The organism is Streptomyces sp. NPDC033165 (assembly GCF_055577965.1).
In genome coordinates this window covers 418,005-443,515 of the sequence record NZ_JBVIPK010000003.1, presented here as the reverse complement: position 1 = coordinate 443,515, position 25,511 = coordinate 418,005, and the positions used below count along the sequence as shown (strand labels likewise).

Below are 25,511 nucleotides of genomic sequence, written 5' to 3'. Positions count from 1 at the left end.
AGGGAACCTCACTGCGATGCTGACGCAAGGGCCGTATACGGCTGCATAGCGTGAGATACCGGGACAGGGGTCACCGGGGTGAGCGGGAGCGCGAACACGGACGCGGGTACGGGCGGGGGCACGGATCGGGACGCCGCCAGGGACCCGGACCCCGCGCGGGAGATCGCCGCCGGGTACGCCGTCTCCGGCGACGCCCTCGACCTCGGCGCCCTGCTGTGGGACGGCGCCTGCCTGTCCGCCGCCCCCGTCCGCATCCCGCTCGCCGTGCTCAACCGGCACGGGCTGGTCGCGGGCGCCACCGGCACCGGCAAGACCAAGACCCTCCAGCTGATCGCCGAACAGCTCTCCGCGCACGGGGTGCCCGTCTCCTCGCCGACAGCAAGGGCGACGTCTCCGGCGTATCGGCCCCCGGAGAGGGCGGGGCGGCCGTGGACGAGCGAGCAGCCCAGGTGGGGCGGGAGTGGCGCGCCACGGGTTTCCCGAGCGAGTTCTACGCGCTCGGCGGCATCGGCCCCGGCGTCCCGCCGCGGGCGACGGTCACCAGCTTCGGCCCGGTCCTCCTGGCCAAGGTGCTCGGCCTCAACAGGGCCCAGGAGCAGTCGCCCGGGCTGATCTCCCACTACGCGGACGCCAAGGGCCTGGAGCTGGTCGACCTCAAGAGGAACCCAGCTGGGGCGGGAGATCTCGCGCTCGCTGTTCGGCACGGCACGGCCCGGCGGAGGCGGTGAGCCCGGTACGGGGTTCCGTACCGGGCTCACGGGCTTCACTCGCTCCGGGAAGGGGCGGTCACTCGGTGACCTCGTGGCCGTGGCCCTCGCGGAGGCCGCCGCCGCTGCCCGGGGTGCCGGTGCTGGGGGCGGGGGTGACCGGGCGGGTCAGGGAGCTCAGGTCGTGGGCGTACGTCCCGACGGCGTTGGCGATCACGTCGATGTTGGTGTCGAAGTGGCCCATGTCGATGTTGCTCAGGTCGTCGCAGGCCGCGTGGTAGCAGGGGTCGTACGCGATCCCCGCCTCGCCGCCGAACACCTCGGCCTGGGCCGCCGTCTTGATGCCCTCGGCCCCGGTGTCCGTACCGCCGGAGGGGATGCCGACCTCGATGAACGGCCCGTAGTCCGAGCGGCCGGTGAAGTCCGTGCCCTCGTGCGGCTTGCCCTTGCGGTCGAGGAACTCGTTGATGTCACGTTCGAGTTGGGCCGATCCCTCTGGGCCGGGGCCCGCGCCGACCCCGTCGGAGTCGTCGCCGTCGAAGACGAACTGGGCGCCGTTGGGCGAGGCGATCATGTCGAAGTTCAGGTAGAGCTTGATCTGCTTGCGCTGCTTCTCGCTCAGCGCCTCGACGTACTTCTCCGAGCCGATCAGACCGTTCTCCTCGGCCGACCACCAGGCGAAACGGACCTTGTTGGCGGGCTTGCTCTTCGACTTCGCCAGCTTCAGGGCGACGTCGAGCAGCCCGGCGGAACCGGAGCCGTTGTCGTTGATGCCGGGGCCCTCGGTCACCGAGTCGAGGTGGGCGCCGAGCATCACGGTGCGGTCCGCGCTGCCGCCGCGGGTCTCGGCGATGACGTTGCGGGTGCCCCGCTCCTCCTGGAGCTCGCGGATCTCGAAGGAGACCGTGACCTCGCCGCCCGCGAGGTCGGCGGCGAGCTTCTCGCCCTCCTCCTGGGTGAGCCCGCCGGTCGGGATACGGCCCGCGGAGGCCTCGCCGAGCGTGCCGGAGAGCACGCCCTCGGTGTTGTTGTAGATGACCGCTCCGACCGCACCGGCGTCCGCGGCGGCCGCCTGCTTGTCGGCGAAGGTGCAGCCGCCGCGCTGGATCAGCGCGATCGCGCCGGTGAAGTCCGCGGCGGCGTAGTCGGACACCTCGCAGCCGGTGGTCTCGTCGAGGGGCACCGCGACGAGCGCCGCCGTCACCCCGCCCACCTCGGTCGAGGGGGTGTACGTCATCGCCTTGATCGTCACGTCGCGGGGCGCCGGGGCGGTCACGGAGAGCTTTTCGGCCAGCGTCTGGGTGTAGGTGAAGCGGAAGCTCTCGTACGAGACCTGGTATCCGGCCCGCTGGAGCTGGCGGTAGACGTACGCCGCCGAGGCGTCGTGACCGAGCGACCCCGCGGCGCGGTGGCCCCCGGCCGAGTCGGCTATCGCCTGGAACTGCTGGAGGTGGCGGTAGGCGTCGTGGGCGGACGCGCTCTTCACCAACTTCCTTGAGAGCTTGGCGGCTTCCTTGGCGGGGTCGTGCGGCGTGGGGCGCCCGTGGTTCGGGGACGCGGCCAGGAGAAGCGGTGTGGCCAGGGCGGTGGCGGCCACAACAGCCATGGCTCTGCGACGTGTTGCGTGCACAGGAGTCCTTCCGGTCTGAACGAATGTGCTGGGAAAGCTAGCGAGCGGAGTGACTTCTGTGAACCGTTGTGGCTGGTTCTGATCGATGGGCCGTGCCGGGTGGCCGGTTCGGGAGGGCGTCAGGGGGTGGGCGGCTTCCTCTCGGACTTCGCGGCGGAGGCCCTTTTCGAGGTCCGTTCCGGCGCCGCAGGGGCCTTCTTCGCCGCTTTCGTCGCCTTCGCGGCCTTGGCTGCCGCCTTGGCCTCCTGCTTGTACGCGCGTACCTCGGCGAGTGACTCCGGCCCGGTGATGTCGGCGACGGAGCGGCGCGATCCGGCCTCTCCGTACGGCCCCGCCGCCTCCCGCCATCCCGGGGGCCGTACGCCGAACTGCTTGCCGAGCAGCGCCAGGAAGATCCGGGCCTTCTGCTCGCCGAACCCCGGCAGCGCCTTCAGGCGTTCGAGCAGTTCCGAGCCGGAGGGAACGTCCCGCCACACCGCACTCGCGTCACCGCCGTACTCCGCCACCAGGTACTGGCACAGCTGCTGCACGCGCTGGGCCATGGACCCCGGGTAGCGGTGCAGGGCGGGCTTGGCGGTGAACAGCGCGGTGAACGCTTCCGGGTCCTGGGCGGCGATCAGCCCGGCGTCCAGGTCGTCCGAGCCCATCCGCCCGGCGAGCGTGTACGGCCCCGTGAACGCCCACTCCATCGGCACCTGCTGGTCGAGCAGCATGCCGACCAGGGCAGCCAGCGGGCTGCGGCCGAGCAGCTCGTCGGCCTTCGGCTGCTGGGCGATCCGCAGGGCGACGTCCTTGCCGAAGCCCTGCCCGAGGTCTCTGCCGCTGTCGCTGGTGGTCATGGGGCTGATCATCCCGAGCGGTGCGGGAGACGGCGAGCGGGGTCGCGGTTCCGGTCGGCCAAAGGGAGTACGGCGTGGAACCCGGCCGTCACGGCTCACGGAACGATCCGGTCCGCGCGTCCGCGCAGGTAGCGGGCCTCGGGCTCGCTGAGGGTGGCGTCGGCTGCGGCGAGGTAGGCGGCGCGGGCGGAGTCCGGCTCCCCGGCGCGCTCCAGGAGATGGCCGCGTACGGCGTCGAGGCGGTAGCTCCCCGCCTCCGTGCCCGAGGAGGTCTCCGCCAGCGCGTCGACCTCGGCGAGCCCGGCGCGCGGCCCGTGGACCATGGCCACCGCGACGGCCCGCCCCAGTGCGGCGGCGGGGTCGGGGGTGCGCCGGACGAGGAGGTCGTACAGGGCGAGGATCTGCGGCCAGTCGGTGTCCTCGGCGCGCTCGGCCTCGTCGTGCAGGGCGGCGATGGCGGCCTGGAGCTGGTAGTCCCCGGCGGGCCCCTGGGCGAGCGCCTCCTGCGCCAGGGCGGTGCCCTCCGCGATGGCCGTACGGTCCCAGAGGGCACGGTCCTGCTCGTCGAGCGGGATCAACTCGCCGCCCCGCCCGGTACGCGCCGGAGTGCGCGCCTCCGTGAGGACCATCAGCGCCAGCAGCCCGGTCACACGCCCTTCGCGGGGCAGCAGCCGGCGTACGGAACGGGTCAGCCGGATCGCCTCGCGGGCCAGATCGGTGCGGTGCAGGTCGGGACCGGAGGTGGCGGTGTAGCCCTCGTTGAAGATCAGGTAGAGCACCTGGAGGACGGCGGCGAGCCGCCGGTCACGGTCCGCCGGCTCCGGCGCCCGGAACCCCGCGCCGCGCACCGCCCGCTTGGCCCGGCTGATGCGCTGCGCCACCGTCGCCTCCGGCGCCAGCAGGGCGCGGGCGACCTCCGCCGTCGTCAGGCCGCCGACCGCGCGCAGGGTCAGTGCCACCTGGGCGGCGGGGGAGAGCGCGGGGTGGCAGCAGAGGAAGAGCAGGGTGAGCGTGTCGTCCTCGGAGGGGGCCCGGCTCTCCCCGGGCGGCGGGGCGACGAACGCGTCGGCCGGGGTGAGGGCGGCCGCGGTCTCCTCCCGCCTCCGGCGCGCGGCGTCACTGCGGAGCCGGTCGGTGAGGCGTCGGGAGGCGACCCGGATCAACCACCCGCGCGGGTTGTCCGGTACCCCGTCCTCGGGCCACTGCGCGGCGGCCGCGATCAGGGCTTCCTGGACGGAGTCCTCGGCCGGGTCGAAGTGCCCGTAGCGGCGGACGAGCGCGCCGAGGACCTGCGGCGCGTGCAGGCGCAGCAGGTCCTCGATGTCGCCCGTCACAGGGCCCACCCGGGCACCTCCATGCCCGGTCGGCCCGGGCGTCCCTCCGCTATTCGTTGAGACCGCCACCGTCCAGGGGCCGGATGACCACCGGGTACTCGGGGGCGTCGGGCGGCTGCGGACAGCGCGCCACGCGGGCGGCGATCTCGGTCACCCTGTCCAGGGTCTCGCAGTCGAGCACCCAGAACCCGGCGAGGAGCTCCTTCGTCTCGCTGTACGGCCCGTCCGAGACCACCGGGCGGCCCTCGGCGTCGAGGCTGACGAACCGGGTCTGCGCGGGCTCGACCAGCCCGTAGCCGGTGACCAGCTCACCCGACTCGGCGAGATCGTCGTTGATCTTGCCCATGTAGGCGAACATCTCCTGCATCGCCTTCTCGTCCCAGGCCTTGGCCATCGCCTCGTAGTCCGCCTGGCTGGCCTGGACCATCACCAGATACTTCATGACCGCAACCTCCGTGCCGGTTTTCCGTCGGTTCCTTCTTTCCGCTTGCACAGGGGACGTCGGAGCCGGGGCGGGGTTCTCGACACCACGCGCGGTTCTTCTCCGGATTCACCCGGGGATTCACCCGCCGGAGGGCCCGGAGCGGACGGTTCAGTAAAGTGCCGAACGACTTCCCCCCGGCCCTGAACGACGAACCATGAGGTCCCTCCGTGCCTGCCAAGCCGCCCACACCCAGGTACCCCGTCGCCGTGGTGGGGATCGGCGCGGACGGCTGGCCCGGCCTGTCGGACCCGGCGAGGGCGGCGCTCCGCGAGGCGGAGGTGCTGATCGGCGGGCCGCGCCAGCTGGACCTGCTCCCGCCGGAGTGCGCGGGCGCACGGACGGCCTGGCCCACGCCGCTGCGCCCCGCCGTGCCCCGCCTCCTGGCCGAGCACCGGGAGCGCCGGACCGCGGTGCTGGCGAGCGGGGACCCGATGTTCTACGGGATCGGCCGGGCACTGGCGGAGGAGCTGGGGCCGGAGGGGCTGCACGTGTTGCCGCACCCGTCCTCGCTCTCGTACGCCTGCGCGAGGATGGGCTGGCCGCTGGAGACCACGGAGGTGGTGACGCTGGTGGGCCGCCCGCCGTCCCGCCTGGTCGCCGCGCTGCACGAGGGCCGCAGGCTTCTGGTCCTGAGCGCGGACGCGAACACGCCCGCCGAGGTCGCCGCCCTCCTCACCGCCCATGGCTTCGGCCCGAGCCGCCTGCGCGTCCTGGAACAGCTGGGCGGCGAGGCGGAGACGTACGCCGAGGGCACAGCGGAGACCTGGGAGCACCGGCCGGGGGACCGCCTGAACGTGATCGCGGTGGAGTGCCGGGCGGGGGCGGACGCCCTGCGCCTGGGCTTGCTGCCCGGCCTCCCGGACGAGGCGTACGAACACGACGGCCAGCTCACCAAGCGCCACATCCGGGCGGCCACGCTCGCGGCCTTGGCTCCCGCGCCCGGGGAACTGCTCTGGGACGTGGGCGGCGGATCGGGCTCGATCGCGATCGAGTGGATGCGGGCGCACCCGTCGTGCCGGGCGGTGAGCGTGGAACGGGACCCGGCGAGGGCGGCCAGGATCGCGCGGAACGCGGAACGGCTGGGGGTGCCCGGGCTGGAGGTCGTCACCGGCACGGCCCCTGCTTCCCTCTCCTCCCCGGCTCCGTCTCCGGTTCCGCCGGACGCGGTGTTCATCGGCGGGGGCCTGACGGCGCCGGGCCTGCTGGACGCGTGCTGGGAGGCGCTGCGCCCCGGGGGCCGGCTGGTCGCGAACACGGTGACGCTGGAGTCGGAGGCGCTGCTGGGGGAGCGGCACCGGGCGTACGGGGGCGAGCTGGTGCGCCTGGCGGTGGCGCACGCGGTGCCGGTGGGCGGGTTCACGGGCTGGCGGCAGGCGATGCCGGTGACGCAGTGGTCGGTACGTAAACCCTTCGGGGCAGAGGCAAGTTCGCACATTGGAGACAGACCATGACCGTGTACTTCATCGGCGCGGGCCCGGGAGCGGCCGACCTGATCACGGTGCGAGGCGCCCGCATCCTGGCCACCGCCCCGGTCTGCCTGTACGCGGGCAGCCTGGTCCCGGTGGAACTGCTGGCCGAGTGCCCGCAGGACGCCCGCGTGATCGACACGGCGAACCTGGACATCGACCAGATCACCGCCGAACTCGTCCAGGCCCACACGGACGGCCACGACGTGGCACGCCTGCACTCGGGCGACCCGTCGGTGTTCAGCGCGGTCAACGAACAGATGAAGCGCCTGGACGAGGCGGACGTCCCGTACGAGATCGTCCCCGGCGTCCCCGCCTTCGCCGCGGCCGCCGCCTCCCTGAAGCGTGAGCTGACGGTCCCCACGGTCGGCCAGACGGTCATCCTGACCCGCGTCGCGCAGCGAGCCACGGCGATGCCGGAGGGCGAGGACCTGGAGACCCTGGGCCGCAGCGGCGCACTGATCGTCCTCCACCTGGCGGCGCGCTACGTGGACCGCGTGGTGTCCGAACTGCTCCCGCACTACGGGGCGGACTGCCCGGCGGCGGTGGTGGCGATGGCGTCCCGCCCGGACGAGATCATCCTGCGGGGCCCCCTGGACTCGATCGCCGAGCAGGTGAAGGCGGCGGGCGTGATCAGGACGGCGGTCATCATGGTGGGGCGGACGCTGGGCTCCGACCAGTTCCGGGACAGCCACCTCTACTCGGTGGGGCGGGAGCGGGGCGGGTGCTGACGGCCGTCGGATGAGGGCAGGCCGCCCTCACGCGATACCGCGGGCTTCCTCGCCCCCGAACCCGGTGCCTTCGATGGAGCTACCCTGATCGGGTGCCGATCCTCGGGACCCAGTCTCCTGCCCGCAGGAGCGTTACCTGCGGACCGAGCAGCTCACTGCCTGATCTTCCTGGATAATCCCTGTATGGCATCTCAGCCCGGCCTTTCCGATCTTCGTCGTGCCAAGTTCGTCCGGCGACTGCCCGCAGCGCTCTCCGAGCTTGCCGGTCCCCAGCACGGCACGGTGTCCTTGCCCCCGCACCTTGCGTGGTCGGGGCTGACCACGTTCGATCTTGACCGGCCGCGGCTGCGGATGAGCTACTACCGGATCGTCCTGGCCGAGGGGCAGCACGACGACCTGGTCCAGTACCTCGACAGGGATCTCCTCGTCGGTCTTTGGCCCGTGCTGCGCACCCTGATCGGTCGTGATGTCCGCGAGGCCTGGGAGGACGCTTTCGCCGAACTGGCCGACAGCGTCCGGGCCGCTGTGTGAACCTCACAGAGCTGCACCGCCGCTTGCTCGCGGACGTGCTCGACGTGGGTGGCGTTTACCCCCTTGCGCTCGCCGGCGGCTACGCGGTTCAGGCGCACGGCTTGGTCGACCGGCTCAGCCAGGACCTGGATGTCGCGACCGAGAACCCGGATCGTATGGAGGACATCGCAACTGTCGTGCGCACCGGACTGGAGCAGCGCGGATGGTGCGTCGAAGCCCTGGAGACGGACCCGCTGTCCGCACGTCTGATGGTTACCGACCCCGCCAGCCGTGAAGAGTGCGAGGTCGACATCCTCAAGGAAGCACTCTGGCGGCAACCCGTACAGACCGAGCACGGCCTGGTGCTGTCCCTCGAAGATGTTGTCGGGACCAAGGTCCGGGCCTTGGCCGATCGCGGGCTCGCCAGGGACTTGATCGATGTACGGGCCGCCACCGACCACTGGAGCCCCGTGGAACTCGAAGAACTCGGCCGCCGCCATGCGGCGGTCGCCGGGCACCGACAATGACTCTGCTCGGCCCGTAGCTCCTCGCCCCGTGGAAGACGACAGGGTGATCAAGGCACGGGCCCGGATTCATGGGGAAAGCCCGCTCGGACATGGCAGTGCCCGGGAGCCGACAGGGCGCTCCCGGGCACTGAACAGGGGTGCTGCGCGAAACCTTGCGCGTCAGCCCTTGATCTCGATCTCGCTGTTCTGCGAGGAGGAGTCCCCGGCGGGCTCCTCCGGGCTCTGGCTCTGCGTACCCGGGATCGTGCGGGACTTCAGGTTCTCCAGGAGAGCCCCGAGGTCCACGCCCGTTGTCGAGTTGAGCAGTTCCACACCCTGGGCGACGTTGTCCGTGACCGTGCGGGCCAGCTGGCTCGCGCCGTCCGTGGAGATGACCGTCATCTTGTCGATGGCGCTCAGCGGCTCGGAGGCCTTCGCGACGACGTCCGGGAGGACCTCGACCAGCATCTGGAGGACGGCCGCGTCGCCGTACTGGGCGAACGCGTCGGCCTTCTTCTGCATGGCCTCGGCCTCGGCGGAACCCTTGGCGGCGATGGCCGCGGCCTCCGCCTCACCCTCGATGCGGACCGCGTCGGCCAGGGCCGAACGGTGCAGCTTCTCACCCTGACCGGTCAGGCGCGAGCGCTCCGCGTCGGCCTCGGCCTCCTTGACCTGGGCGATGCGGCGGGCCTCCGCCTCCTGCTCGGCCTGGTAGCGGGCGGCGTCGGCGGGCTTGCGGACCTTCGTGTCGAGCTCGCGGTCGGTCAGCGCCGCCTGGCGCTCGGCGACCTTCTCCTGCTCCTGGAGGACTTCCTGCTGGCGGGCGGCCTCGGCGAGCGGACCGGCGGCGTTGGCCTTGGCGGCCGCGGCTTCGGTCTCGGCCTTGATCTCGGCCTGCTTCAGGTAGTACGTCCGCTCGGCGATGGCGATTTCCTCGGCCGCCTTCAGCCGGGCCTGCTCCGAGGCGCGCTTCGCGATGGCCTCGGCGATGTCGGCCTCCTGCTTGGCGCGGGCGGCCTCCGGGCGGCCGAGGTCCTCAAGGTAGGAGCCCTCGGTGGTGATGTCCTGGATCTGGAAGGCGTCCAGGATCAGGCCCTGGCCGGAGAGGCTGGCCTCGGCCTCCTCCGCGACCTGCCCGGCGAACGCGGCCCGGTCCCGGATGATGTCCTCGACCGACATCCGGCCGACGATGGCGCGCAGCGCACCCGAGAGCACTTCCTGGGTGAAGCCGACGATGCCGTCCTGCTGCTGGAGGAAGCGCTGGGCGGCCGCGCGGATCGCGTCCTCGCTGCCGCCGACCTTGACGATCGCGACGCCTTCGAGGTTCGACTTGACGCCGCGCAGCGTCACCGCGCCGCGCACGGAGATCGGGATGTGGCGGCTGGAGAGGTCCAGGGTGAACTTCTGCTGGACGAACGGCACGACGAAGACGCCGCCGCCGACGACGACCTTCTGGCCGCTGTTGTCGACGCTGATGCGTCCGGTGACCGGGTCCGTCGACTTCTTGCCCCGGCGGCCGGTGATGATGAACGCCTCGCTGGGCCCGGCGACCTTGTAGCGCGTGATGACGACCAGGCCCAGCAGGACCAGGAGTACGACGATGCCGATGACGGCGATGACGACTGGACTCATGAAACGTGTCCCCCCTGCCTCCCGGTGGGGACGGCAGATTGCGAATTACGGGTGCGGGTTGCGGTGTTCAGGTGGATGGGGTGGGGATCCAGGAGTGCGGTGGGGCAGGGTCAGCGCTCCACCGGGCGGACCGCCACCGACGTGGTCGACAGGGTCTCTTCCACCCAGATCTCCGTCCCGCGTGCGACGGGCGTGGCGGACTTGGCCGCGTACTTCACGGGCTGACCGCCCAGGTTCAGCAGCACCTCGCCGTACCCGCCGGCCGGGATGGCCGTCACGACGGAACCCGAGGAACCGACGAGGTCGGACTCGCGCGGGGTCGCGTGGGTCTGGTCCCGCATCAGTGCCCTGCTGAGTTTCCAGGTCAGCCAGGCCGCGGCGACGCCGGAGGCGGTACCGATGAGCGTCGCCACGAACGGTCCCGCGCTCGTCGTGCCCAGCGTGATGGCCCCGCCGAAACCGAGCATCGAGATGAACCCGGCGATCACCGGCAGCGAGAGCAGTCCGTCGAAGAGGCCGTCGATCCCGCCGAGCAGCCCTTGGAGCAGGCCGTCGAAGATCAGGGAGAAGGCCAGCAGGACGATCCCCGCAATGCCGAGACCGAGAAAGAAGGTCACGCGATCACTCCCCTGTTTGTCGACTTCCCCCGAGTGCTTTCCGTCGATCTGGCTGGATGATCCCATACGCCAGGCCGCCCGGTCACTGCCGGGTTCCGGCAATCTTTATGTGCTTTTGATGCCGGACAAACGGTCGGTGAGTGTGGAGAGTGACTGGAAGGTCGCTCCGAGCAGCGCCACGTGCTTCCAGCGCAGAACGCCGTCCGGGCCGATGAGGAAGACCGCCCGCCGCACCCCGATGCCCGGCGCGGTGACCCCGTACGACCTGGCGACCTCCCGGCCCTCGTCGGCCAGCAGCGGCATGCGCAGGCCGTGGGCGCGGGCGAAGGACTCATGACTGTCCACACCCTGTGGACTGATGCCCCAGACCTCGGCGTCGAGCCCCTCGAAAGCCTCCATTCCCGACGAGTACGCGCACAGCTGCTTTGTGCAGACCGTGGTGTTGTCCCCCGGGTAGAACGCCAGCACCACCGCCCGGCCGCGGGCGGCGGAGAGCCGGTGGTCGGCGCGTTCGAAGGTGCTCCCCGCGGATTCCGGAGCCGACCGCAGGAGTCCGCCCGGGAGTGTGAAGTCCGGTGCCTCGCAGCCCAGTTGAGGTCCTGCGGCCATGGCGTCTCCTTGGTGTCGCGTACAGGGGTGATCCCGTGACCGTACAGTGAACGGTCCACATCCGGACCCTGGAGGCACGTGTGGCCCAACGACCGCCGTCGGCCGCGGTTCTCGTCCTGCACGGCGGGCGCGAGAGCGGTACGGGGCCCCCGCCGCCCGGTCCGCTGAACCTGCCCGGTCTGCGGATGCGGCCCTTCGTCCGCGCCATCGGCCGGGCCGGCCGGGGGGCCGCCGACGACATGCTCGTACGGCAGGTCCGGTACACCCACCGGGGGTGGAACGGGCCCCGCGCCGACCCCCTCCACGACGCCCTGGCCGCTCTCGACGCCCTCGGCGAGGAGGCCGGGGACGTACCGGTGGTCCTCCTCGGCCACTCCATGGGCGCCCGCGCCGCCCTGTGCGCCGCCGGGCACCCCCTCGTGCGGGGCGTCGTCGGGCTCGCGCCCTGGTGTCCGCCGGGGGACCCGGTGAGTCAGCTCGCGGGGCGCGACATCGTCCTCGTCCACAGCAGCCGGGACCGGATGACCAGCCCCCAGGCCTCCCAGTCCCTCACCGCGCGGGCCCGTCGCGCCGGTGCCCGGACGTGCATGGTCACCGTGCGAGGCGGCGACCACGCCATGATCCGGCGCGCCCCGGCCTGGCACGGCCTCACCACCGCGCTGGTTTCCGGACTGCTGGGGTCCGGCAGTCTGCCGGGCCCGGTCCGGGCGGCCCTCGACCTGCCGCCCACCGCCGAAGCCACCGAGGGCACCCTCGACCTCGACCGGCTGCGCGCCGCGATGGAGGGGGCCGCTCCGGCCAGGCCCTGAGGCTCCGGAGCCTTCCTGCGAACCCCTGTGCTCGCGTGCTGCGGATGCGCCGTCCGAAGCGGCGGCCGACCATGGAGGTCCGGAAGGCCGTTCACGGCGATCACGGCGACCGCGGCGTTCACGGTGACTGTGGCGATCACAGCGACCGTGGCGAGCACGTCGACTGTGGCGATCATGGCGGGAGGCATGCCCGTGCAGGCCGAAACGTGCGACGACGGCATGCCGTCGTCCTTCGACCCCGGGACCGTCGCGGCTCTCTTCGACGGCAACCCCGCCGGAGTCGCCGTTCTCGATCCCCACCTCCGCTACACCTACGTCAACCCGGCCCTGGAACGGCTCAACGGCCTCCCCGCCGCCTCCCACATGGGCCGGACCTTCACCGAAGTGCTGCCCGAACTGCACGGACAGGCTGCCGCCCTGCGTGACGTCCTGGCCGACGGGAAGCCCCGCGAGGAGACGATTCAAGGGCAGACCTGGGCCGCCTCTCGGGTCGGCCAGCGGTTCTGGCGTGCCACGTACCACCGGCTGGAGGCCGACGGGGCGGCCTGCGGACTGATGGCGATCGTCGTCGAGATCACCGACATCGCCCGCCAGCGCGAGGAGCTCGAACAGGCCCGGGGGCATGTCGCCCTGCTCAGTACGGCCGCCGTCCGGATCGGTACGACACTCGACATGGACACCACCTGCCGGGAGCTCGCCGCGTTCGTGGTGCCCGCCTTCGCCGCCGTCGACGTCCTCCCGCCCGTGGTCGGCCACTCCGTACGCCGCCCCGAGCCCGGCGTCCTGCGGCTGAGGCGCGCCGCGCTGCGGGGCGAGGGCGATCTCGACGATCAGGTGCAGCGGTTCGGCCACCCCGGGGAGTACGTCGACTTCACCGCGGACTCCGCGGTGACCCGCTGCCTGGCGGAGGGCGAGCCGGTGCTCGACGACTGGGCGAGCTACACGAAGGGCCGAGGCGCCGCCGCCCCGGAGCGGATCGCCGCCACCCGGGCCCTCGGGCTGCGCGAGGCGCTCGCCGTCCCGCTCACCGCCCGGGGGCAGACGCTCGGCGCGCTCACCCTCGTACGGGCCGAGGACTCCCCGGCCTTCACCGGCCAGGACGTCGTCGTCGCCCGCGAGGTCGCCGTACGGGCCGGTGTCTCCCTCGACCACGCCCGCCGTTACGACCACGAGCACAGCATCGCCCGCGAACTCCAGCGCTCCCTGCTCTCCGAGCCCTACGGCCCCCACCCGCACGTCGAGATCGCCACCCGCTATCTCCCCGCCGACCGCGGCGTCCTGGTCGGCGGGGACTGGTTCGACGTCGTACCGCTCCAGGACGGCCGCCACCTCAAGGCGATGGGCGACGTCATGGGGCACGGCGTCGAGGCGGCCGTCGCCATGAGCCACTACCGCTCGCTGCTGCGGCTCCTCGCGGGCGAGGACCTGCCGCCCGACCGGATCCTGGCGCAGCTCGACGCCATGGTGGAGCGGTCCGGGCTGGACCGGGCCGCGACCTGTCTGCTCGCCGTCGTCGACCGGTTCGGCGGGGTGTGCGAGGTGGCCAGCGCGGGCCATCTGCCCCCGGTGTTCATCGATCCGGGCGAAGCCGGGGGCCGGGTCGTCCCGGTGCCGGTGGGGCCGCCGCTGGGCACCGGCTTCGGCGGCTACCGGACCGCGTCCGTGCCCTGCGGCCCGGGGACCGTGCTGTTCATGTACACCGACGGTCTGGTGGAGCGGCGGGGCGAGGACATCGACGTGTCCGTACGGCGGCTCGCCTCACTGGCCCTGCCGCCGAGCGGGCATCTGGACGAGCTGCTGGACCAGGTCCTCGACCGGTTCGGCGAGAACGCCGAGGACGACATCGCCGTCCTGGCGTCCCGGATCCGAGAGGGCCCGCCGGTGCTGCGTCCGACCCCGGGGTCCTGACCGTGGGGTCCTGACCGCGGGGTCATGCCGGCCCCGGGGGCTCGACCGCGCGGGTCATGCCGACCTGGGGGCCCGACCGTCCGGCCTGAGGACCCGACCGTGCGGGTCACGCCGCTTCGGGGGTCTTCCGCCTGCGGCCCCGCAGCTGCCGCAGTACGAGCGCTGCCGAGGTGATCAGCGGCAGCAGCCCGGCCACCGCGTCGGCGGTGTTCAGCTTGTCGTGCGTGCCTTTGGCCCGGCGGACCTGCTTGGACGCCCTGATGACCGCGAGCACGCTGCTGCCCAGGCTCAGCACGAGCCCCGCCTTGCTGCCGCGCAGGCCCTTGGCGGGGGCGGACCGGTTCTTCGCCATCGGGGTACCTCCGGGTACGGGAGCGTCGCGTACTCCACGTAACCGGGTGTCCGCGGACCCCGCAAACGGACGACCCCGCAGAACGGACGGCACCGCAAGCGGTCGGCACCGTCGGCGGTCGGTCCCGTCAGGGCATCGGGGAAGTCACCGACCCGCCGTGGCACGACAGCGTCATCGTGCGTTCACGTCCTGTCCCCGACCCCGTCGCCGCGCCTTGCCATCGTCCCTGCCGAGGACGCGGAAGAGCCGCGGCCCGGAGGGGACGTCGGTCGATGAAGTCGATGAACGGATCGGGTACGGGGCTGCCTCGGCGCGGGGCCCTGCTGCTGGCCGGGGCGCTGGCCGCGGGCGCGGTCGTCACCGGTGCGGGTACGGGAACCGCCGCCGTCGGAGCGGGCGTCGGAGCGGGCAGGGGAACCGCCGTCGTCGGAGCGGATGCCGAGCAGGCGTGCGCCGGGAGCGCGGGCTCCGCGGCGTACCGCTGCGCACGGCCGGGGGACCTGATCGGCGTCACCCTGGGGGAGCTGCACCCGACCCAGGCCGTACTCGGCTTCGACCAGGTCTTCTACAAGCTCGGCCGCTACGGCAGCGACCGCGACGAGGCGGCGGGCGATTTCAACAAGCGCTTCGACGACTGGTGCGAGGCCAACGGCCAGGGCGAGGCCGCCTCGGTGAGTGACGGGGCCCGGCTGGACGATCCTGCGAGCTTCTCCTGCACCGTACCGATCGGGCAGGAGACCCCGGAGACCGTCGCCCCGATGAAGACGGCCGTCGTCGGGCCGGGCGGGAAGCTCTACCTCACCGACGGGCACCACACGCTGACGTCCTTCCTGGAGGGCCCCGGTGGCTCCACCCGGCTGCCGGTCCGGCTCCGCGTCACCGACAACTTCAGCTCCCTGTCGACCGCCGCGTTCTGGCAGCGGATGACCGCCGAGAAGAAGGTGTGGCTGCGCGACGAGAACAACCGGCCGCTGGCCGTGGAGCAGTTGCCGGACCGCCTGGGCATCAGCGGCTTCCGCGACGACCGCTACCGCAGCCTGGTCTACTTCACGCGTGGCATCGGCTACGAAGTCCCCGACGGGGCAACCGAGTTCCTGGAGTTCTCGTGGGGCTCCTGGCTGCGCGGCGAGCACGACGTGTCCGCGTACGACCTGACGGAACCCGGCCCCTACCTCGATCTCGTCAAGGCGGCCTCGAAGTCGATGGCCGCGCTGGAGGCCGACGCGGTTGTCGACGACGGGCGGACCGCCGCCCAGCTGGGCCGGATCGCGGAGTGGAACGGCGGCAAGAAGGAGACCGGCGGTGCGTTCGCCAAGCTGGCCAGGCCGATCAGCGCTCCCAAGCCGGGCAAGCTGGCCGGGTCCCTCGACTTCAAGGCCCGCATCCTGCCCGCCCCCGCCTGTACGACGACGCTCACCGGGCCCCGCAACGGCCCGCTGACCGTGACGAGCGGCGTCACCTGCCTGGAGCGCGCCGCCCAGCGCGGGCCGGTCACCGTCCGCCCGGGCGCCGCCCTCGTGGTCACCGCCTCCACGGTGGAGGGCCCGCTCCAGGCCGACGGCGCGGCAGCCGTCCACCTCTGCGGATCGCGGGTCACCGGCCCTGTCTCCGTCAGCCGCGCCTCCGGTCCCGTACGGCTGGGCGGGCCGGGCTGCACCGCCAACGCCGTCACCGGGGTCGTCCACCTCACCGGCAACACCGGTGGCGTACAGCTCGCCGCCAACACCGTCACCGGGCCGCTCGCCTGCTCCGCCAACCGGCCCGCCCCGGACGCCGCCGGCCGGCCCAACGACGTGCGCGGGCCCCGGACCGGGCAGTGCGCCGGGGTCTGAAACCCGCCTGGCGCCCGAGCCCCGGCTCGGAGGCAGCCCCGGCTCGGACGTGGCCCCGGCTCAGACGAACACGTACGCCGCTGTCGTCGCCGCGCCCAGACCCGCACCCGCCACGGTCTGGGCGACGGTGTGGTAGCCGAGAGCCACCCGCGACCAGCAGACCGCCGTCGTCAGCAGGTAGGCCAGGAGCCACCAGGGGGAGTGGACCACGGCCAGGAGGGCGACCGCCGCCGAGGCGACGGCCGAGTCGACCGAGATCTTCCACACCGTGTTGACGGCCAGCAGTCCGATCGTCATCACCCACAGTCCCAGCATCGCGACGAGGATTCCGCTGGGCGCGTTCCCCAGCACCATGACCACCGAACCGGCGCCGATCGAGCCCAGGATCACGAAGAAGATCGGCGCCCGTTTCGTACGGTCCACGACGTGGCGGTCGCCCCAGGTGCCGCGTCCGCGCTCCCACTCGATGTACCCCGCCGGGATCAGCCCGGCGCAGAGCGCCCCGAGGAAGCCCCAGAGCAGCCCGGTCCATTCACCGCCCGCCGCCGCCAGGCCGATGCCGAGCATGCCCGCCAGCAGGACGTTGCGGGGCTGGAGGACGTCGGTGACGGTGCGCGCCACGGAGGCCGTCGCCCCTCCCGCGTCCGCGGCCCGGTTGTCTTCGGTGGTCCTGCCGGTGTCTTCGGTGGTGCTGCCGGTCATGCGGTCTTCTCCGTCGTACGGGATGTGTCGGCCGTCGCGGCCGTGAGGACCGCGCGGGCGCGCTCCTCGCCGACCGTGCGGTACGCGGCGGCGACCCGCACCAGCCGGGCCACCTCGCCGTCCTGGTCGGCGGCGTGCTGGGTGGCGACCGTCGCGGCCGCCCCGGCGGGTGCGCCGGAGGCCTTCGCGAGGAGGGCGGCCTTGATCCAGTACGCGTCGGCGAGAGCCTCCCCTCTTCGGGGGCCGGTGGCGGCGGCCTCTTCGGCGGCGGCGAGCAGCCCGTCGGGGACGTAGTGGCGAAGCTTCTCCACCGCGTCCGCGATGTCGGCGGCCCAGCGGTCGACCCGCAGGTCCGCCGGAACGTTGAACCGGATCAGCTCCCGGGGCAGGGATGCGGGCGGGTCGAAGGGCTGGTCGGGGAAGGCGGCCATCAACTCGTACCAGAGGGCGTGCAGTTTCACCTGGGCCCGCCACAGCCTCGCCCGCCGCGCACCGGCCGCGAACGCGGGGATGGAGGCGCCGAGGGCGAAGAAGGCGAACAGCACCAGCTGCGCCGCCTCGGTGATCTGGTCGAAGCGCAGCGCGAACGCCTCGCTCGGCTCTTCCACCACGCTGATCCACAGGAACAGCGTGCGGCTGACGGTGTAGCCGACGCCGATGAACATCGCGAACGTCATCATCCCGAGCCCGATACGCAGATGGCGCCGCCGGGCGTCGGCGGTGGCCAGTGCCCACTGGAAGGCGCAGACGGCGGACGCGGCCCCGAGGTAGAGGTAGAAGACGCTCATGTAGAGCGTGGCGCCCCACTCCCCGGCGTGGTCGGAGACGAAGCGGTCCGAGGGCTCGGAGCGGTCGACCACGGTGAAGAAGAGGACGGTCAGCAGGATCAGCGTGGCGACGGACGCCTTGGCCGCGAGCCGCTGTACGAGCCGGGCGAACCGTACGTGGCGGGGGACGGCGCCCTCTTCGGGGTAGCTGCCGTAGATGGCCACGATGTAGCTGAGGATGGCCAGAATCGCCACCGTGGCGGTGTAGTGCTTGATGAGGACGGCGAGGTCGGTGACGGCGCTGTTGTTGAGGCCGATGCGCACCGCCTCTGTCTTCGTCCACAGGGCGACGGCGAATCCGGCGTAGCAGCCCCACAGGGCTCTTCGCCTGCGGTCCTCCTCGTCGCCCCACAGGGCGGCGGGCATACGCCACAGGGCAACGGCCGTCATCAGGCCTGCTACCAGGTAGCCGGCGAGATCGAGGGGGGTCACGGCGGTGTTCGTCCTCGGGGTCGGGAACGCGGGGGAGAGGGCCCGCGGTGAGGGCTGGTGGCACGTGTCAGGCGCCGTCGGGTCGTCTTCGTCCGAAGAACCCGCGCCGCCGGTGGGCCACCGGGCGGGACAGGGAGTTGTCCAGCCGCCCCACCATGTCATCGGTGGTGAGGCCCCGCGCCATCCGGGGGATCAGTGAGGCGCCGAATTCGGCCATGCGTTCGTCGTGGGTGTCGTACTGCGCACGGGCCTGGACGGTCCCGCCTCCGGAGGCGAAGGCCTCGGCGGCGGCGGGAGAGATCATCCGGGCGATCAGCGAGGTGTCGAAGACGGGGAGGAGTGCCCGCAGTTGCTCGGCGTCCAGCGTCGTGCCGTGGTCGAACCACTCGTGGCACAGCTCGTGCAGGATGACGTGCTGGGTCTGGTACGCCGTCGGCCTGCGGCGGTAGAGGACGAGGCTGGTGCCGCCCGCCTTCAGGCGCAGTCCGCAGGCGGCGTTGGCGCGGGCGAGGCGGTCGGGCATCTCGTGCAGCCGGATGGTGCGCCCGCTCGCCTGCTCCATGTTCGCGACGAGGCCGTCCAGCGAGAAGGGAACCGGGATGGGCAGGTCGGCGAGCCCGGCCTCGCACTCTTTCCGCAGCTTCCGCAGGGACATGGCGAAGACGCTACGCTGCCGGGCCCGCGGAGCGGCGGGTCGCGGCGGAATCTCTTCCGCCGTCCTCCCCGGCCGGGCCCCCGGTCCCCTCCCTCTCGCGGGCCGCGTCCTCCAGCAGGGACAGGGCGAACTGGAGCAGTTCCGGCGGGAGTCCGTCCTCGTTCAGCCCCCTCCCGGCCACTCCGCTGATCTCCCCGGTCCGGCGCTTGGCGAGGAACTGGAGCCCGGCGACGACGTCGTCGACGACCTCGGACTCCTCCTTGAAGAAGCGCCAGTCCACGCCGAAGCCCAGTCCGAGGGCCTTGAGGATGTCCTCGGAGGGCTGGGTGACCTTGCCCGCGAGGATGTTGGAGAAGTAGCTGTGCGACAGCGAACCGCCGCGGTCGCGGACCAGCTCGGCGAAGACCCGGCCCGAGATCCTCTGGCCGGGGAAGGTCTTCTCGACCATGTACTCGACCTTTTCCCGCAGGGAGCCGAGGCGGGGCAGCTCGTCCGGGGCGGTGGGGTCGGCAGGCTCCGGGCCGCGTTCGTCGCCGTCGTCCATGGCTATCCGGGCCTCCCGAGCACCTCGGAGTCGGAACTGAGCTTGCGTAAACACTCTACGTCACTGTTAACTCGAAAAAACACGGGCAGGGGACCACGAGGGGAGTCCCTTGCCCGTGAAGGCCGTCGCGCCCGCCGGAAGGGGCTCCGGACAGGGGTGTAGCCCTTCACGACGGGGGATGCGTGAAGGGCTACGCGTGCATTATGGCCCCGCGGTCCTCCCGACGACAACTGACCAGTCGGTCAGCGGCCCTCCGCGGCAGGTCCGCCGCGCCCGCTCCGGTGGCCCGAATCTGTTCCGGTCGCGATAGACATGGCCTTCCCGGGCCATTAGGATTTCTGGTGAAGTCACGTGACACAGCGGTACGCGCAGAGGGGTACCCCGCAGGCGTACGGCGCCCGGCTCCTCCGGTGCCGCGTGACAGGAGAGGTGCAGATTGCCCCCGGAAACCCCCTCGCACGCCGCCGACCGTCTTGATGACGACGACTTCCCCGCCTACACGATGGGGCGAGCCGCGGAGATGATCGGTGCGACGCCGGGGTTCCTCCGGGCGGTCGGCGAGGCCCGGCTGATCACCCCGCTGCGGTCCGAGGGCGGCCACCGCCGTTACTCCCGCTACCAGTTGCGCATCGCCGCCCGCGCCCGTGAGCTCGTCGACGCCGGTACGCCCATCGAGGCCGCCTGCCGCATCGTCATCCTGGAGGACCAGCTCGAAGAGGCGCTGCGCCTCAACGAGGAGCTGCGCGACCGGTCCGCCCGGGCCGGCGGCGGTCCGGCGGGGCGGCGCTGACGGACCCGTCCCGCCCCGAGAATATCTGTTTTCGTGGGCACAGAATTTCGCGTAATGAGCCGTGAGGCTTTTCTGTTCCGGTCGGCGCGGTGATATTAGGCACGGGCTCTTCGGGCTCCATCGTGCTACTGTTGATCTCAGTTGCAGTTGTGGTTCCCAAAGACTTCAAGTGCTCTTGCCGGTCGGATGTCGGCGGGTGCACTTTTGTATTTCCGGTGTTCTTTCCGGATGGGGTAATCATCGCGGCGACGTGGGGCCCGCACAGTGTGGGCCCGCGGGCTCTGCCCCTAAGGAGATATGACATGGCTACTGGCACCGTGAAGTGGTTCAACGCGGAAAAGGGCTTCGGCTTCATCGAGCAGGACGGCGGCGGCGCCGACGTCTTCGCCCACTACAGCAACATCGCCGCCAGCGGCTTCCGTGAGCTGCAGGAGGGCCAGAAGGTGAACTTCGACGTCACGCAGGGCCAGAAGGGCCCGCAGGCCGAGAACATCACCCCCGCCTGATCACTCAGGTCGTACTGCGCAGCTGGGGCCCGCACCTTGGGGTGCGGGCCCCAGCTCGTTGTCGTTTCCGGGGAACTGATTCCCGGGGGCGGCCCATTCGTTTTTCTTTTGTCATTTCATCGTCATTTCATCGGCTCGTTCTTGCGATTCTGAGAATCCCTCGATACGTGCCCCACGTGCCTCATCGAGGAAAGGTTCTACATGAATCGCGAACGTACGCCCCGCTCGAACGACCGGTTCTCCCGCACCCGCTCCGGCGGCGCCCCCCGGCACTCCGGCGGTGAGCGCCGGGCCGCGGGGTTCGGCGGCGGACCCAGGCGGTCCGGCGGCTCCGGCGGCCCGGGCGGATCGGGCGGCTCCGGCCGGTCCGGTGGCTACGGCCGCCGCTCCGCGTCCGGGGTGAAGGGCGAGTTCGCCCTGCCCGTGACCGTCACCCCGGCCCTTCCCGCCGCCGAGACCTTCGGTGAGCTGGAGATGCCCGCACCGCTGAAGGCGGCGCTCGTCGCCGAGGGCATGACCGTGCCCTTCCCGATCCAGGCGGCCACCCTGCCCAACTCGCTGGCCGGCCGGGACGTCCTGGGCCGCGGCCGCACCGGCTCGGGCAAGACGCTGGCCTTCGGGCTCGCCCTGCTGGCCCGCACCGCGGGCCGCCGCGCCGACGCCAAGCGCCCGCTCGCCCTGGTCCTCGTCCCCACCCGGGAGCTGGCCCAGCAGGTCACCGACGCGCTCACCCCGTACGCCCGATCGCTCAAGCTCCGCATCGCCACCGTCGTCGGCGGGATGTCCATCGGCCGCCAGGCCAGTGCGCTGCGCGGCGGCGCCGAAGTCGTCGTCGCCACCCCGGGCCGCCTCAAGGACCTCATCGAGCGCGGCGACTGCAAGCTGGACCGCGTCACCATCACCGTCCTCGACGAGGCCGACCAGATGGCCGACATGGGCTTCATGCCGCAGGTCACCGAGCTGCTCGACCAGGTGAACCCGGACGGGCAGCGGATGCTGTTCTCGGCCACCCTGGACCGCAACGTCGACCTGCTGGTGCGGCGCTACCTGAACGACCCGGTCGTGCACTCCGTCGACCCGGCCGCCGGTGCGGTGACGACGATGGAGCACCACGTCCTGTACGTCCAGGGCTCCGACAAGTACGCCACCACGACGGAGATCGCGGCCCGCGACGGCAGCGTGATCATGTTTCTGGACACCAAGCACGCGGTGGACAAGCTCACCGACCACCTGCTGCAGAGCGGGGTCCGGGCGGCGGCGCTGCACGGCGGCAAGTCGCAGCCGCAGCGCACCCGCACCCTGGAGCGGTTCAAGACCGGGCACGTCACGGTCCTCGTCGCCACGAACGTCGCGGCGCGCGGCATCCACGTCGACAACCTGGACCTCGTCGTCAACGTCGACCCGCCGAGCGACCACAAGGACTACCTGCACCGAGGCGGCCGCACCGCCCGCGCCGGGGAGTCCGGCAGCGTCGTCACGCTCGTCCTGCCCAACCAGCGCCGCGAGATGAGCCGACTGATGGCGGACGCCGGGATCACCCCGCAGATCGCCCAGGTCCGCTCCGGCGAGGCCGAGCTGAGCCGGATCACCGGTGCGCAGGCGCCCTCGGGCGTCCCGGTCGTCATCACCGCCCCGCCCAAGGAGCGCGGCAGCCGCGGTGGCGGTGCGTTCATGGGCCGGGGCACCAAGCGCGGCGGCGGGGCTCCCGCCCGGAGCCGTCGCCCGGACCTGCCGACGCGCGAGGCCCGTGCGGCCGCCGCGCAGCGCCGGAGCAACCGCGCCGCGTGACCCGTACGGGCCGGCGTCTTCCCGGGGCCCTCGCGGCCCCGGGGCACTCGGTCAGGTGACCGTCTGTAACAAGGCGCCGGGCCCGGGCGTCGGTGCGCCCCGCGGGTTTCGGCCCGCACGAGAATCCGCACCATGAAGAGGAAGCTGACCGCGCTCGGGGTGACGGTGGCGGCGTCCGTGCTGCCCGCCGCAACCGCGCACGCCGACGAGTCCCACACCCACTCCCACAACGGCCCGCAGGTGGCCCTGATCGCGACGGGCCAGATCGACGATCCGCTGGAGGACGTCCTGGAGCACGCGACGGTCCTCGGCCGGAGCTCCGTGCTGAGCCGTTGACCCGTCGCTCAGTCCTTGGCCGGCCGGGCGGGGGTGCGCTGTCTGGCCCAGGTCATGCGGGGCTCCAGCAGCGGGCGCAGCAGGCGCCGCACGGGGGGAGAGCACAACAGGGTCACCATGACGGCCGCGCCCACGGTGACGACGACCGTGCCCGTGGTGGTGTCGAAGACCTGCCGGTCGTAGAAGCCCTCGTAGAACAGCCCGCGGACGACGAAGCCGTGCAGCAGGTACCCGTACAGCGTGCAGGTCCCCAGCGCGGTCATCCAGGTGCGGCCCCGGGGCACCCAGGACAGGAAGCAGGCGCCCAGCACGATGGCGGCCGCGAACAGCAGGAGCGTGGCCGCCGGGCCCGTCCACTGGGCGGTGTCCATCTCCTGGGCGCTGTTCTTGCGGAAGAACCACGAGGTGGAGGTCCTGGGCACCAGCCAGTACGCCACCAGCATCCCGATCGCGAACACCGGCACCGAGACCACACGCACCCAGGTACGGCGGACGAGCGCGAAGTGCTGCGGGCCCAGCCGCAGACCCAGCACGTAGAACGGCAGGAACTGCAAGGTGCGCTGGACCGGCAGGGACCCGTCGGCGGCCGGTGACACCGTCGCCAGGGCGGCGATGGCGAGGGAGACCAGTACCGGGAAGCGCACGGCCTGCCAGATCGGCGTGGACAGCCGCCAGAAGAACAGGGCGGGCAGGAACCACAGCAGCCAGTACGGCGAGAGCAGCGACAGGGAGAAATCCGGGTCGCGCAACGCCCGGTGGAAGAGCGTGTACAGCACCTCGAACACGAAGTAGGGCACCAGCAGGCTGGTGACCAGCTTCCACACCCGGTCCGGCCGCAGCTCGAAGTTCCGTGAGAGGTAGCCCGCGATCAGGATGAACACCGGCATGTGGAAGGTGTAGACGAAGGTGTACGCCGCCTCCACCAGACGGCCGGAGGGAAGCGGCTCCCAGGCGTGTCCGATCGCCACCAGCACGATCGCCAGGTACTTCGCGTTGTCGAAGAAGTGGTCCCGGCCATCGGCGGCGGTCGCGCCGGTCCCGGGCGAGGCGGCGGCGGTGGGGCGCGGCAGCTTCCAGGTGACGGGGGAAGGCATCCTGACACCCTAGGCGGTGGAGGCGTTCCCTCCGGTCGCTGTGTTCTGTCTCACTTTCGTTCGGTGGCGACCTCCAGTGCGTGCGCGACGGTCGCCCGGCGCGGGCACGCAGGGCCCGGACTGACCGACGTCTCAGCAGTGCCCTTTCGGTGTCAATACGGGTGATTACGGCGCATTCCTTGCTATACACGAGCGATGGAGCACCCCGGGACCCTCGTCCTGATCATGGCCCTGGCGGTTCTCGCCCCGCTGCTCGGCTATGCGACCGGGCGGTGGCTGTCCGTCCCCGTCGTCATCTTCGAGATCGTGCTCGGCATCCTGGTCGGGCCGGATGTGCTCGGCTGGGCCCATCACGACCAGGTCATCGACGCCCTGTCCGACCTCGGCCTCTCGATGCTGATCTTCCTCGCGGGGTACGAGATCCGGTTCGCCGAGGTCCGTGGCGCCACCCTGCGCCGGGGCGGTGGGGCCTGGGTCCTCTCGTTCGCCGCCGGGCTCGGGGTCGCCCTGCTCCTCAGCGGCGCGGACCTGGCCAAGAGCCTGGTGATCGGCACCGCGCTCACCAGCACGGCCCTGGGGGCGGTGCTGCCGATCCTGCGGGACTCGGGGCGGCTGGAGGGGAGGTTCGGGTCGGTGGTGATGGTGTTCGGGGCGGTCGGCGAGTTCGGGCCGATCGTGGCGATGGCCCTGCTGTTCAGCGGGCGGAGTCCGGGGGCGGCGAGCGTGGTCCTGGCGGGGTTCGCCGCCATCACGGTGGGCGCGGTGTTCTGGGCGATGCGGCCCAGGCCCCCGTGGTTCGCCCGGATCATCGCCATGACCCTGCACAGCAGCGGCCAGTTCGCCGTCCGCTTCGTGATGCTGCTGCTCGCCGGGATGCTGGGCCTGGCCCATGTCTTCGGCCTGGACACCCTGCTCGGCGCGTTCGCCGCCGGGATGCTGACCCGGCTGGTCCTCCAGGGGTCGGTGCCCGAGAGCAGCGGGGAGGTCCTGGGGCGGATCGAGGCCATCGGGTTCGGGTTTCTGGTCCCGTTCTTCTACGTCGTCACGGGCATCGACTTCGACCTCGCGGCGCTCCTGGACGGCGGCCGCCCGCTGCTGCTCGTGCCGGTCTTCCTGCTGCTGTTCCTGCTGGTGCGGGGCGTACCGGCGTACCTCCTGGCCCCGCGCGACCTGACCGGGCGGGCTCCCCGCTCCGCGCTCGCGCTGTTCTCCTCCACCTGTCTGCCGCTGGTGGTCGCGATCACCGCCATCGGCCTGGACGACAAGGTGATCGGTACCGGCGAGGCCGCAGCTCTGGTCGCCGCGGCACTGGTGTCGGTGCTGACGTTCCCCCTGCTGGCGTTCCGGTTGTTGCGGAGGGAGGAGGACGGCGCGGGGCCGGGGGCGCCGACCCGCGCGGCGGAGAGCGGCGAGGCGTGGTGAGGTCCCGCGCCCTCCTCCGGTGCTCAGGGCGCGCCCTCCGTCGGGACGCACAGCACCGGGACGGGAGACATGTGCAGCAGCTTGTGCGGGGTCGAGCCGAGGAGCGCGCCGCGCATGGGGCTCTCGCCCCAGGTGCCGACCACGATGACCCGGGCCCCGTGCCGCTGGGCGGCGTCCAGGAGCGCCTGGGCCGGGCTCTCGTCCAGCACCTCCACACTCGCCGGTACGCCCGCCGCCTCGGCCTCCGTCAGGGCGTGCTCCAGTCCGGTGCGCCCGGCCTGCCGGATCGCGTCGTAGTGGCTGCGGTATTCGGCCCCGTCGCGCAGGCCCGGGGCGGCCGCCCCGTACACGAGGATCAGTTCCTCCCCGTACGCCGCCGCCACCTCGATCGCGATGCGCAGGGCGCGGGCGGCGCCGGGGGATTCGTCGTAACCGAGCACAACCGACAT

24 protein-coding genes and 3 pseudogenes are annotated in these 25,511 nt (G+C 72.0%); 13 read left to right on the top strand and 14 right to left on the bottom strand.

All coding sequences use genetic code 11. The features are described from left to right. Positions 1-162: 162 nt before the first annotated feature. Positions 163-659: pseudogene (locus tag ACZ5WC_RS09845) on the top strand (helicase HerA-like domain-containing protein); the annotation flags it as partial. 127 nt (positions 660-786) lie between these two features. On the opposite strand, the gene ACZ5WC_RS09840 reads toward ACZ5WC_RS09845, so the two are convergent. From ACZ5WC_RS09840 to ACZ5WC_RS09825, 4 genes are all read right to left on the bottom strand, one after another. Further along, positions 787-2,313 (bottom strand): M28 family metallopeptidase, encoded by a 1,527-nt coding sequence (locus ACZ5WC_RS09840; RefSeq protein WP_468540310.1) that lies wholly within the window; start codon positions 2,311-2,313, stop codon positions 787-789. Between the two features lie 143 nt (positions 2,314-2,456). Continuing rightward, on the bottom strand, positions 2,457-3,176 hold the full coding sequence (locus tag ACZ5WC_RS09835; RefSeq protein WP_468540309.1) for an HhH-GPD-type base excision DNA repair protein: 720 nt from the start codon (positions 3,174-3,176) through the stop codon (positions 2,457-2,459). A gap of 95 nt (positions 3,177-3,271) precedes the next feature. Continuing rightward, complete coding sequence (locus ACZ5WC_RS09830) at positions 3,272-4,519, bottom strand: RNA polymerase sigma factor (protein WP_468540308.1); 1,248 nt, start codon at positions 4,517-4,519, stop codon at positions 3,272-3,274. A gap of 40 nt (positions 4,520-4,559) precedes the next feature. Beyond that, positions 4,560-4,952 carry a YciI family protein gene (locus ACZ5WC_RS09825; RefSeq protein ID WP_096626537.1) on the bottom strand — a complete coding sequence of 131 codons (393 nt, stop codon included), beginning with the start codon at positions 4,950-4,952 and terminating at the stop codon, positions 4,560-4,562. A 209-nt stretch (positions 4,953-5,161) separates the two neighbouring features. Here ACZ5WC_RS09825 and cbiE point away from each other — a divergent pair, with 209 nt between their 5' ends. From cbiE to ACZ5WC_RS09805, 4 genes and pseudogenes are all read left to right on the top strand, one after another. Next, positions 5,162-6,445 (top strand): precorrin-6y C5,15-methyltransferase (decarboxylating) subunit CbiE, encoded by a 1,284-nt coding sequence (gene cbiE, locus ACZ5WC_RS09820; RefSeq protein ID WP_468540307.1) that lies wholly within the window; start codon positions 5,162-5,164, stop codon positions 6,443-6,445. Next, entirely contained in the window at positions 6,442-7,191 is a 750-nt protein-coding gene (gene cobM / locus ACZ5WC_RS09815) for a precorrin-4 C(11)-methyltransferase (RefSeq protein ID WP_468540306.1), read from the top strand. Before cbiE ends, cobM begins: the two co-directional genes overlap by 4 nt. A 183-nt stretch (positions 7,192-7,374) precedes the next feature. Further along, positions 7,375-7,722 carry a transcriptional regulator gene (locus tag ACZ5WC_RS09810; protein WP_468540305.1) on the top strand — a complete coding sequence of 116 codons (348 nt, stop codon included), beginning with the start codon at positions 7,375-7,377 and terminating at the stop codon, positions 7,720-7,722. Beyond that, a pseudogene (locus ACZ5WC_RS09805) lies at positions 7,719-8,204 on the top strand (nucleotidyl transferase AbiEii/AbiGii toxin family protein); the annotation flags it as partial. The gene ACZ5WC_RS09810 and the pseudogene ACZ5WC_RS09805, both read left to right, overlap by 4 nt. A 183-nt stretch (positions 8,205-8,387) precedes the next feature. On the opposite strand, the gene ACZ5WC_RS09800 reads toward ACZ5WC_RS09805, so the two are convergent. From ACZ5WC_RS09800 to ACZ5WC_RS09790, 3 genes are all read right to left on the bottom strand, one after another. Further along, entirely contained in the window at positions 8,388-9,839 is a 1,452-nt protein-coding gene (locus ACZ5WC_RS09800) for a flotillin family protein (protein ID WP_468540304.1), read from the bottom strand. Between the two features lie 110 nt (positions 9,840-9,949). Then, positions 9,950-10,456 carry a hypothetical protein gene (locus tag ACZ5WC_RS09795; RefSeq protein ID WP_468540303.1) on the bottom strand — a complete coding sequence of 169 codons (507 nt, stop codon included), beginning with the start codon at positions 10,454-10,456 and terminating at the stop codon, positions 9,950-9,952. A 105-nt stretch (positions 10,457-10,561) separates the two neighbouring features. After that, complete coding sequence (locus ACZ5WC_RS09790) at positions 10,562-11,065, bottom strand: peroxiredoxin (protein ID WP_468540302.1); 504 nt, start codon at positions 11,063-11,065, stop codon at positions 10,562-10,564. An 80-nt stretch (positions 11,066-11,145) separates the two neighbouring features. On the opposite strand from ACZ5WC_RS09790, the gene ACZ5WC_RS09785 reads away from it, so the two are divergent. After that, entirely contained in the window at positions 11,146-11,874 is a 729-nt protein-coding gene (locus tag ACZ5WC_RS09785) for an alpha/beta hydrolase (RefSeq protein WP_468540301.1), read from the top strand. Positions 11,875-12,060: 186 nt separating this feature from the next. Beyond that, the gene (locus ACZ5WC_RS09780) at positions 12,061-13,782 is read left to right on the top strand and encodes a PP2C family protein-serine/threonine phosphatase (RefSeq protein ID WP_468540545.1); all 1,722 of its coding nucleotides are present in this window, start codon (positions 12,061-12,063) and stop codon (positions 13,780-13,782) included. Between the two features lie 106 nt (positions 13,783-13,888). Here ACZ5WC_RS09780 and ACZ5WC_RS09775 read toward each other — a convergent pair whose 3' ends face one another. Further along, complete coding sequence (locus ACZ5WC_RS09775; protein WP_468540300.1) at positions 13,889-14,134, bottom strand: hypothetical protein; 246 nt, start codon at positions 14,132-14,134, stop codon at positions 13,889-13,891. Between the two features lie 281 nt (positions 14,135-14,415). Here ACZ5WC_RS09775 and ACZ5WC_RS09770 point away from each other — a divergent pair, with 281 nt between their 5' ends. Continuing rightward, complete coding sequence (locus ACZ5WC_RS09770; protein WP_468540544.1) at positions 14,416-15,966, top strand: ParB/Srx family N-terminal domain-containing protein; 1,551 nt, start codon at positions 14,416-14,418, stop codon at positions 15,964-15,966. Positions 15,967-16,026: 60 nt separating this feature from the next. Here the strand turns inward: ACZ5WC_RS09770 and ACZ5WC_RS09765 are convergent, their stop codons facing one another. The 4 genes and pseudogenes from ACZ5WC_RS09765 to ACZ5WC_RS09750 form a co-directional block, all read right to left on the bottom strand. Continuing rightward, complete coding sequence (locus ACZ5WC_RS09765) at positions 16,027-16,668, bottom strand: hypothetical protein (protein WP_468540299.1); 642 nt, start codon at positions 16,666-16,668, stop codon at positions 16,027-16,029. Further along, positions 16,665-17,927: an MAB_1171c family putative transporter gene (locus ACZ5WC_RS09760; RefSeq protein WP_468540298.1), complete on the bottom strand. Its 1,263-nt coding sequence runs from the start codon at positions 17,925-17,927 to the stop codon at positions 16,665-16,667. Before ACZ5WC_RS09760 ends, ACZ5WC_RS09765 begins: the two co-directional genes overlap by 4 nt. A 67-nt stretch (positions 17,928-17,994) precedes the next feature. Continuing rightward, the gene (locus ACZ5WC_RS09755) at positions 17,995-18,582 is read right to left on the bottom strand and encodes a uroporphyrinogen-III synthase (RefSeq protein ID WP_468540297.1); all 588 of its coding nucleotides are present in this window, start codon (positions 18,580-18,582) and stop codon (positions 17,995-17,997) included. Between the two features lie 10 nt (positions 18,583-18,592). Further along, positions 18,593-19,149, bottom strand: a pseudogene (locus ACZ5WC_RS09750) (hypothetical protein). 413 nt (positions 19,150-19,562) lie between these two features. Here ACZ5WC_RS09750 and ACZ5WC_RS09745 point away from each other — a divergent pair. From ACZ5WC_RS09745 to ACZ5WC_RS09730, 4 genes are all read left to right on the top strand, one after another. Beyond that, the gene (locus ACZ5WC_RS09745) at positions 19,563-19,916 is read left to right on the top strand and encodes a MerR family transcriptional regulator (protein WP_468540296.1); all 354 of its coding nucleotides are present in this window, start codon (positions 19,563-19,565) and stop codon (positions 19,914-19,916) included. A gap of 302 nt (positions 19,917-20,218) precedes the next feature. After that, on the top strand, positions 20,219-20,422 hold the full coding sequence (locus ACZ5WC_RS09740; protein WP_015609674.1) for a cold-shock protein: 204 nt from the start codon (positions 20,219-20,221) through the stop codon (positions 20,420-20,422). Between the two features lie 201 nt (positions 20,423-20,623). Next, positions 20,624-22,210: a DEAD/DEAH box helicase gene (locus tag ACZ5WC_RS09735; protein WP_468540295.1), complete on the top strand. Its 1,587-nt coding sequence runs from the start codon at positions 20,624-20,626 to the stop codon at positions 22,208-22,210. Positions 22,211-22,342: 132 nt separating this feature from the next. Next, positions 22,343-22,546 (top strand): hypothetical protein, encoded by a 204-nt coding sequence (locus ACZ5WC_RS09730; RefSeq protein WP_468540294.1) that lies wholly within the window; start codon positions 22,343-22,345, stop codon positions 22,544-22,546. Positions 22,547-22,554: 8 nt separating this feature from the next. Here ACZ5WC_RS09730 and ACZ5WC_RS09725 read toward each other — a convergent pair whose 3' ends face one another. Next, the gene (locus ACZ5WC_RS09725; RefSeq protein ID WP_468540293.1) at positions 22,555-23,640 is read right to left on the bottom strand and encodes an acyltransferase family protein; all 1,086 of its coding nucleotides are present in this window, start codon (positions 23,638-23,640) and stop codon (positions 22,555-22,557) included. A 195-nt stretch (positions 23,641-23,835) separates the two neighbouring features. On the opposite strand from ACZ5WC_RS09725, the gene ACZ5WC_RS09720 reads away from it, so the two are divergent. Beyond that, entirely contained in the window at positions 23,836-25,062 is a 1,227-nt protein-coding gene (locus ACZ5WC_RS09720; protein WP_468540292.1) for a cation:proton antiporter, read from the top strand. Between the two features lie 23 nt (positions 25,063-25,085). Here the strand turns inward: ACZ5WC_RS09720 and ACZ5WC_RS09715 are convergent, their stop codons facing one another. Next, entirely contained in the window at positions 25,086-25,511 is a 426-nt protein-coding gene (locus ACZ5WC_RS09715; protein ID WP_468540291.1) for a universal stress protein, read from the bottom strand.

What these genes read in the sequence shown, in the direction of transcription:
- ACZ5WC_RS09790 (WP_468540302.1), bottom strand. Translation starts at nt 11,065, where the DNA reads ATGGCCGCAGGACCTCAACTGGGCTGCGAGGCACCGGACTTCACACTC.
- ACZ5WC_RS09720 (WP_468540292.1), top strand. Translation starts at nt 23,836, where the DNA reads ATGGAGCACCCCGGGACCCTCGTCCTGATCATGGCCCTGGCGGTTCTC.
- ACZ5WC_RS09780 (WP_468540545.1), top strand. Translation starts at nt 12,061, where the DNA reads ATGCCCGTGCAGGCCGAAACGTGCGACGACGGCATGCCGTCGTCCTTC.
- ACZ5WC_RS09800 (WP_468540304.1), bottom strand. Translation starts at nt 9,839, where the DNA reads ATGAGTCCAGTCGTCATCGCCGTCATCGGCATCGTCGTACTCCTGGTC.
- ACZ5WC_RS09730 (WP_468540294.1), top strand. Translation starts at nt 22,343, where the DNA reads ATGAAGAGGAAGCTGACCGCGCTCGGGGTGACGGTGGCGGCGTCCGTG.
- ACZ5WC_RS09755 (WP_468540297.1), bottom strand. Translation starts at nt 18,582, where the DNA reads ATGTCCCTGCGGAAGCTGCGGAAAGAGTGCGAGGCCGGGCTCGCCGAC.
- ACZ5WC_RS09715 (WP_468540291.1), bottom strand. Translation starts at nt 25,511, where the DNA reads ATGTCGGTTGTGCTCGGTTACGACGAATCCCCCGGCGCCGCCCGCGCC.
- ACZ5WC_RS09775 (WP_468540300.1), bottom strand. Translation starts at nt 14,134, where the DNA reads ATGGCGAAGAACCGGTCCGCCCCCGCCAAGGGCCTGCGCGGCAGCAAG.
- ACZ5WC_RS09840 (WP_468540310.1), bottom strand. Translation starts at nt 2,313, where the DNA reads ATGGCTGTTGTGGCCGCCACCGCCCTGGCCACACCGCTTCTCCTGGCC.
- ACZ5WC_RS09735 (WP_468540295.1), top strand. Translation starts at nt 20,624, where the DNA reads ATGAATCGCGAACGTACGCCCCGCTCGAACGACCGGTTCTCCCGCACC.
- ACZ5WC_RS09825 (WP_096626537.1), bottom strand. Translation starts at nt 4,952, where the DNA reads ATGAAGTATCTGGTGATGGTCCAGGCCAGCCAGGCGGACTACGAGGCG.
- ACZ5WC_RS09740 (WP_015609674.1), top strand. Translation starts at nt 20,219, where the DNA reads ATGGCTACTGGCACCGTGAAGTGGTTCAACGCGGAAAAGGGCTTCGGC.
- ACZ5WC_RS09765 (WP_468540299.1), bottom strand. Translation starts at nt 16,668, where the DNA reads ATGACCGGCAGCACCACCGAAGACACCGGCAGGACCACCGAAGACAAC.
- ACZ5WC_RS09770 (WP_468540544.1), top strand. Translation starts at nt 14,416, where the DNA reads ATGAACGGATCGGGTACGGGGCTGCCTCGGCGCGGGGCCCTGCTGCTG.
- ACZ5WC_RS09725 (WP_468540293.1), bottom strand. Translation starts at nt 23,640, where the DNA reads ATGCCTTCCCCCGTCACCTGGAAGCTGCCGCGCCCCACCGCCGCCGCC.
- ACZ5WC_RS09810 (WP_468540305.1), top strand. Translation starts at nt 7,375, where the DNA reads ATGGCATCTCAGCCCGGCCTTTCCGATCTTCGTCGTGCCAAGTTCGTC.
- cobM (WP_468540306.1), top strand. Translation starts at nt 6,442, where the DNA reads ATGACCGTGTACTTCATCGGCGCGGGCCCGGGAGCGGCCGACCTGATC.
- ACZ5WC_RS09835 (WP_468540309.1), bottom strand. Translation starts at nt 3,176, where the DNA reads ATGACCACCAGCGACAGCGGCAGAGACCTCGGGCAGGGCTTCGGCAAG.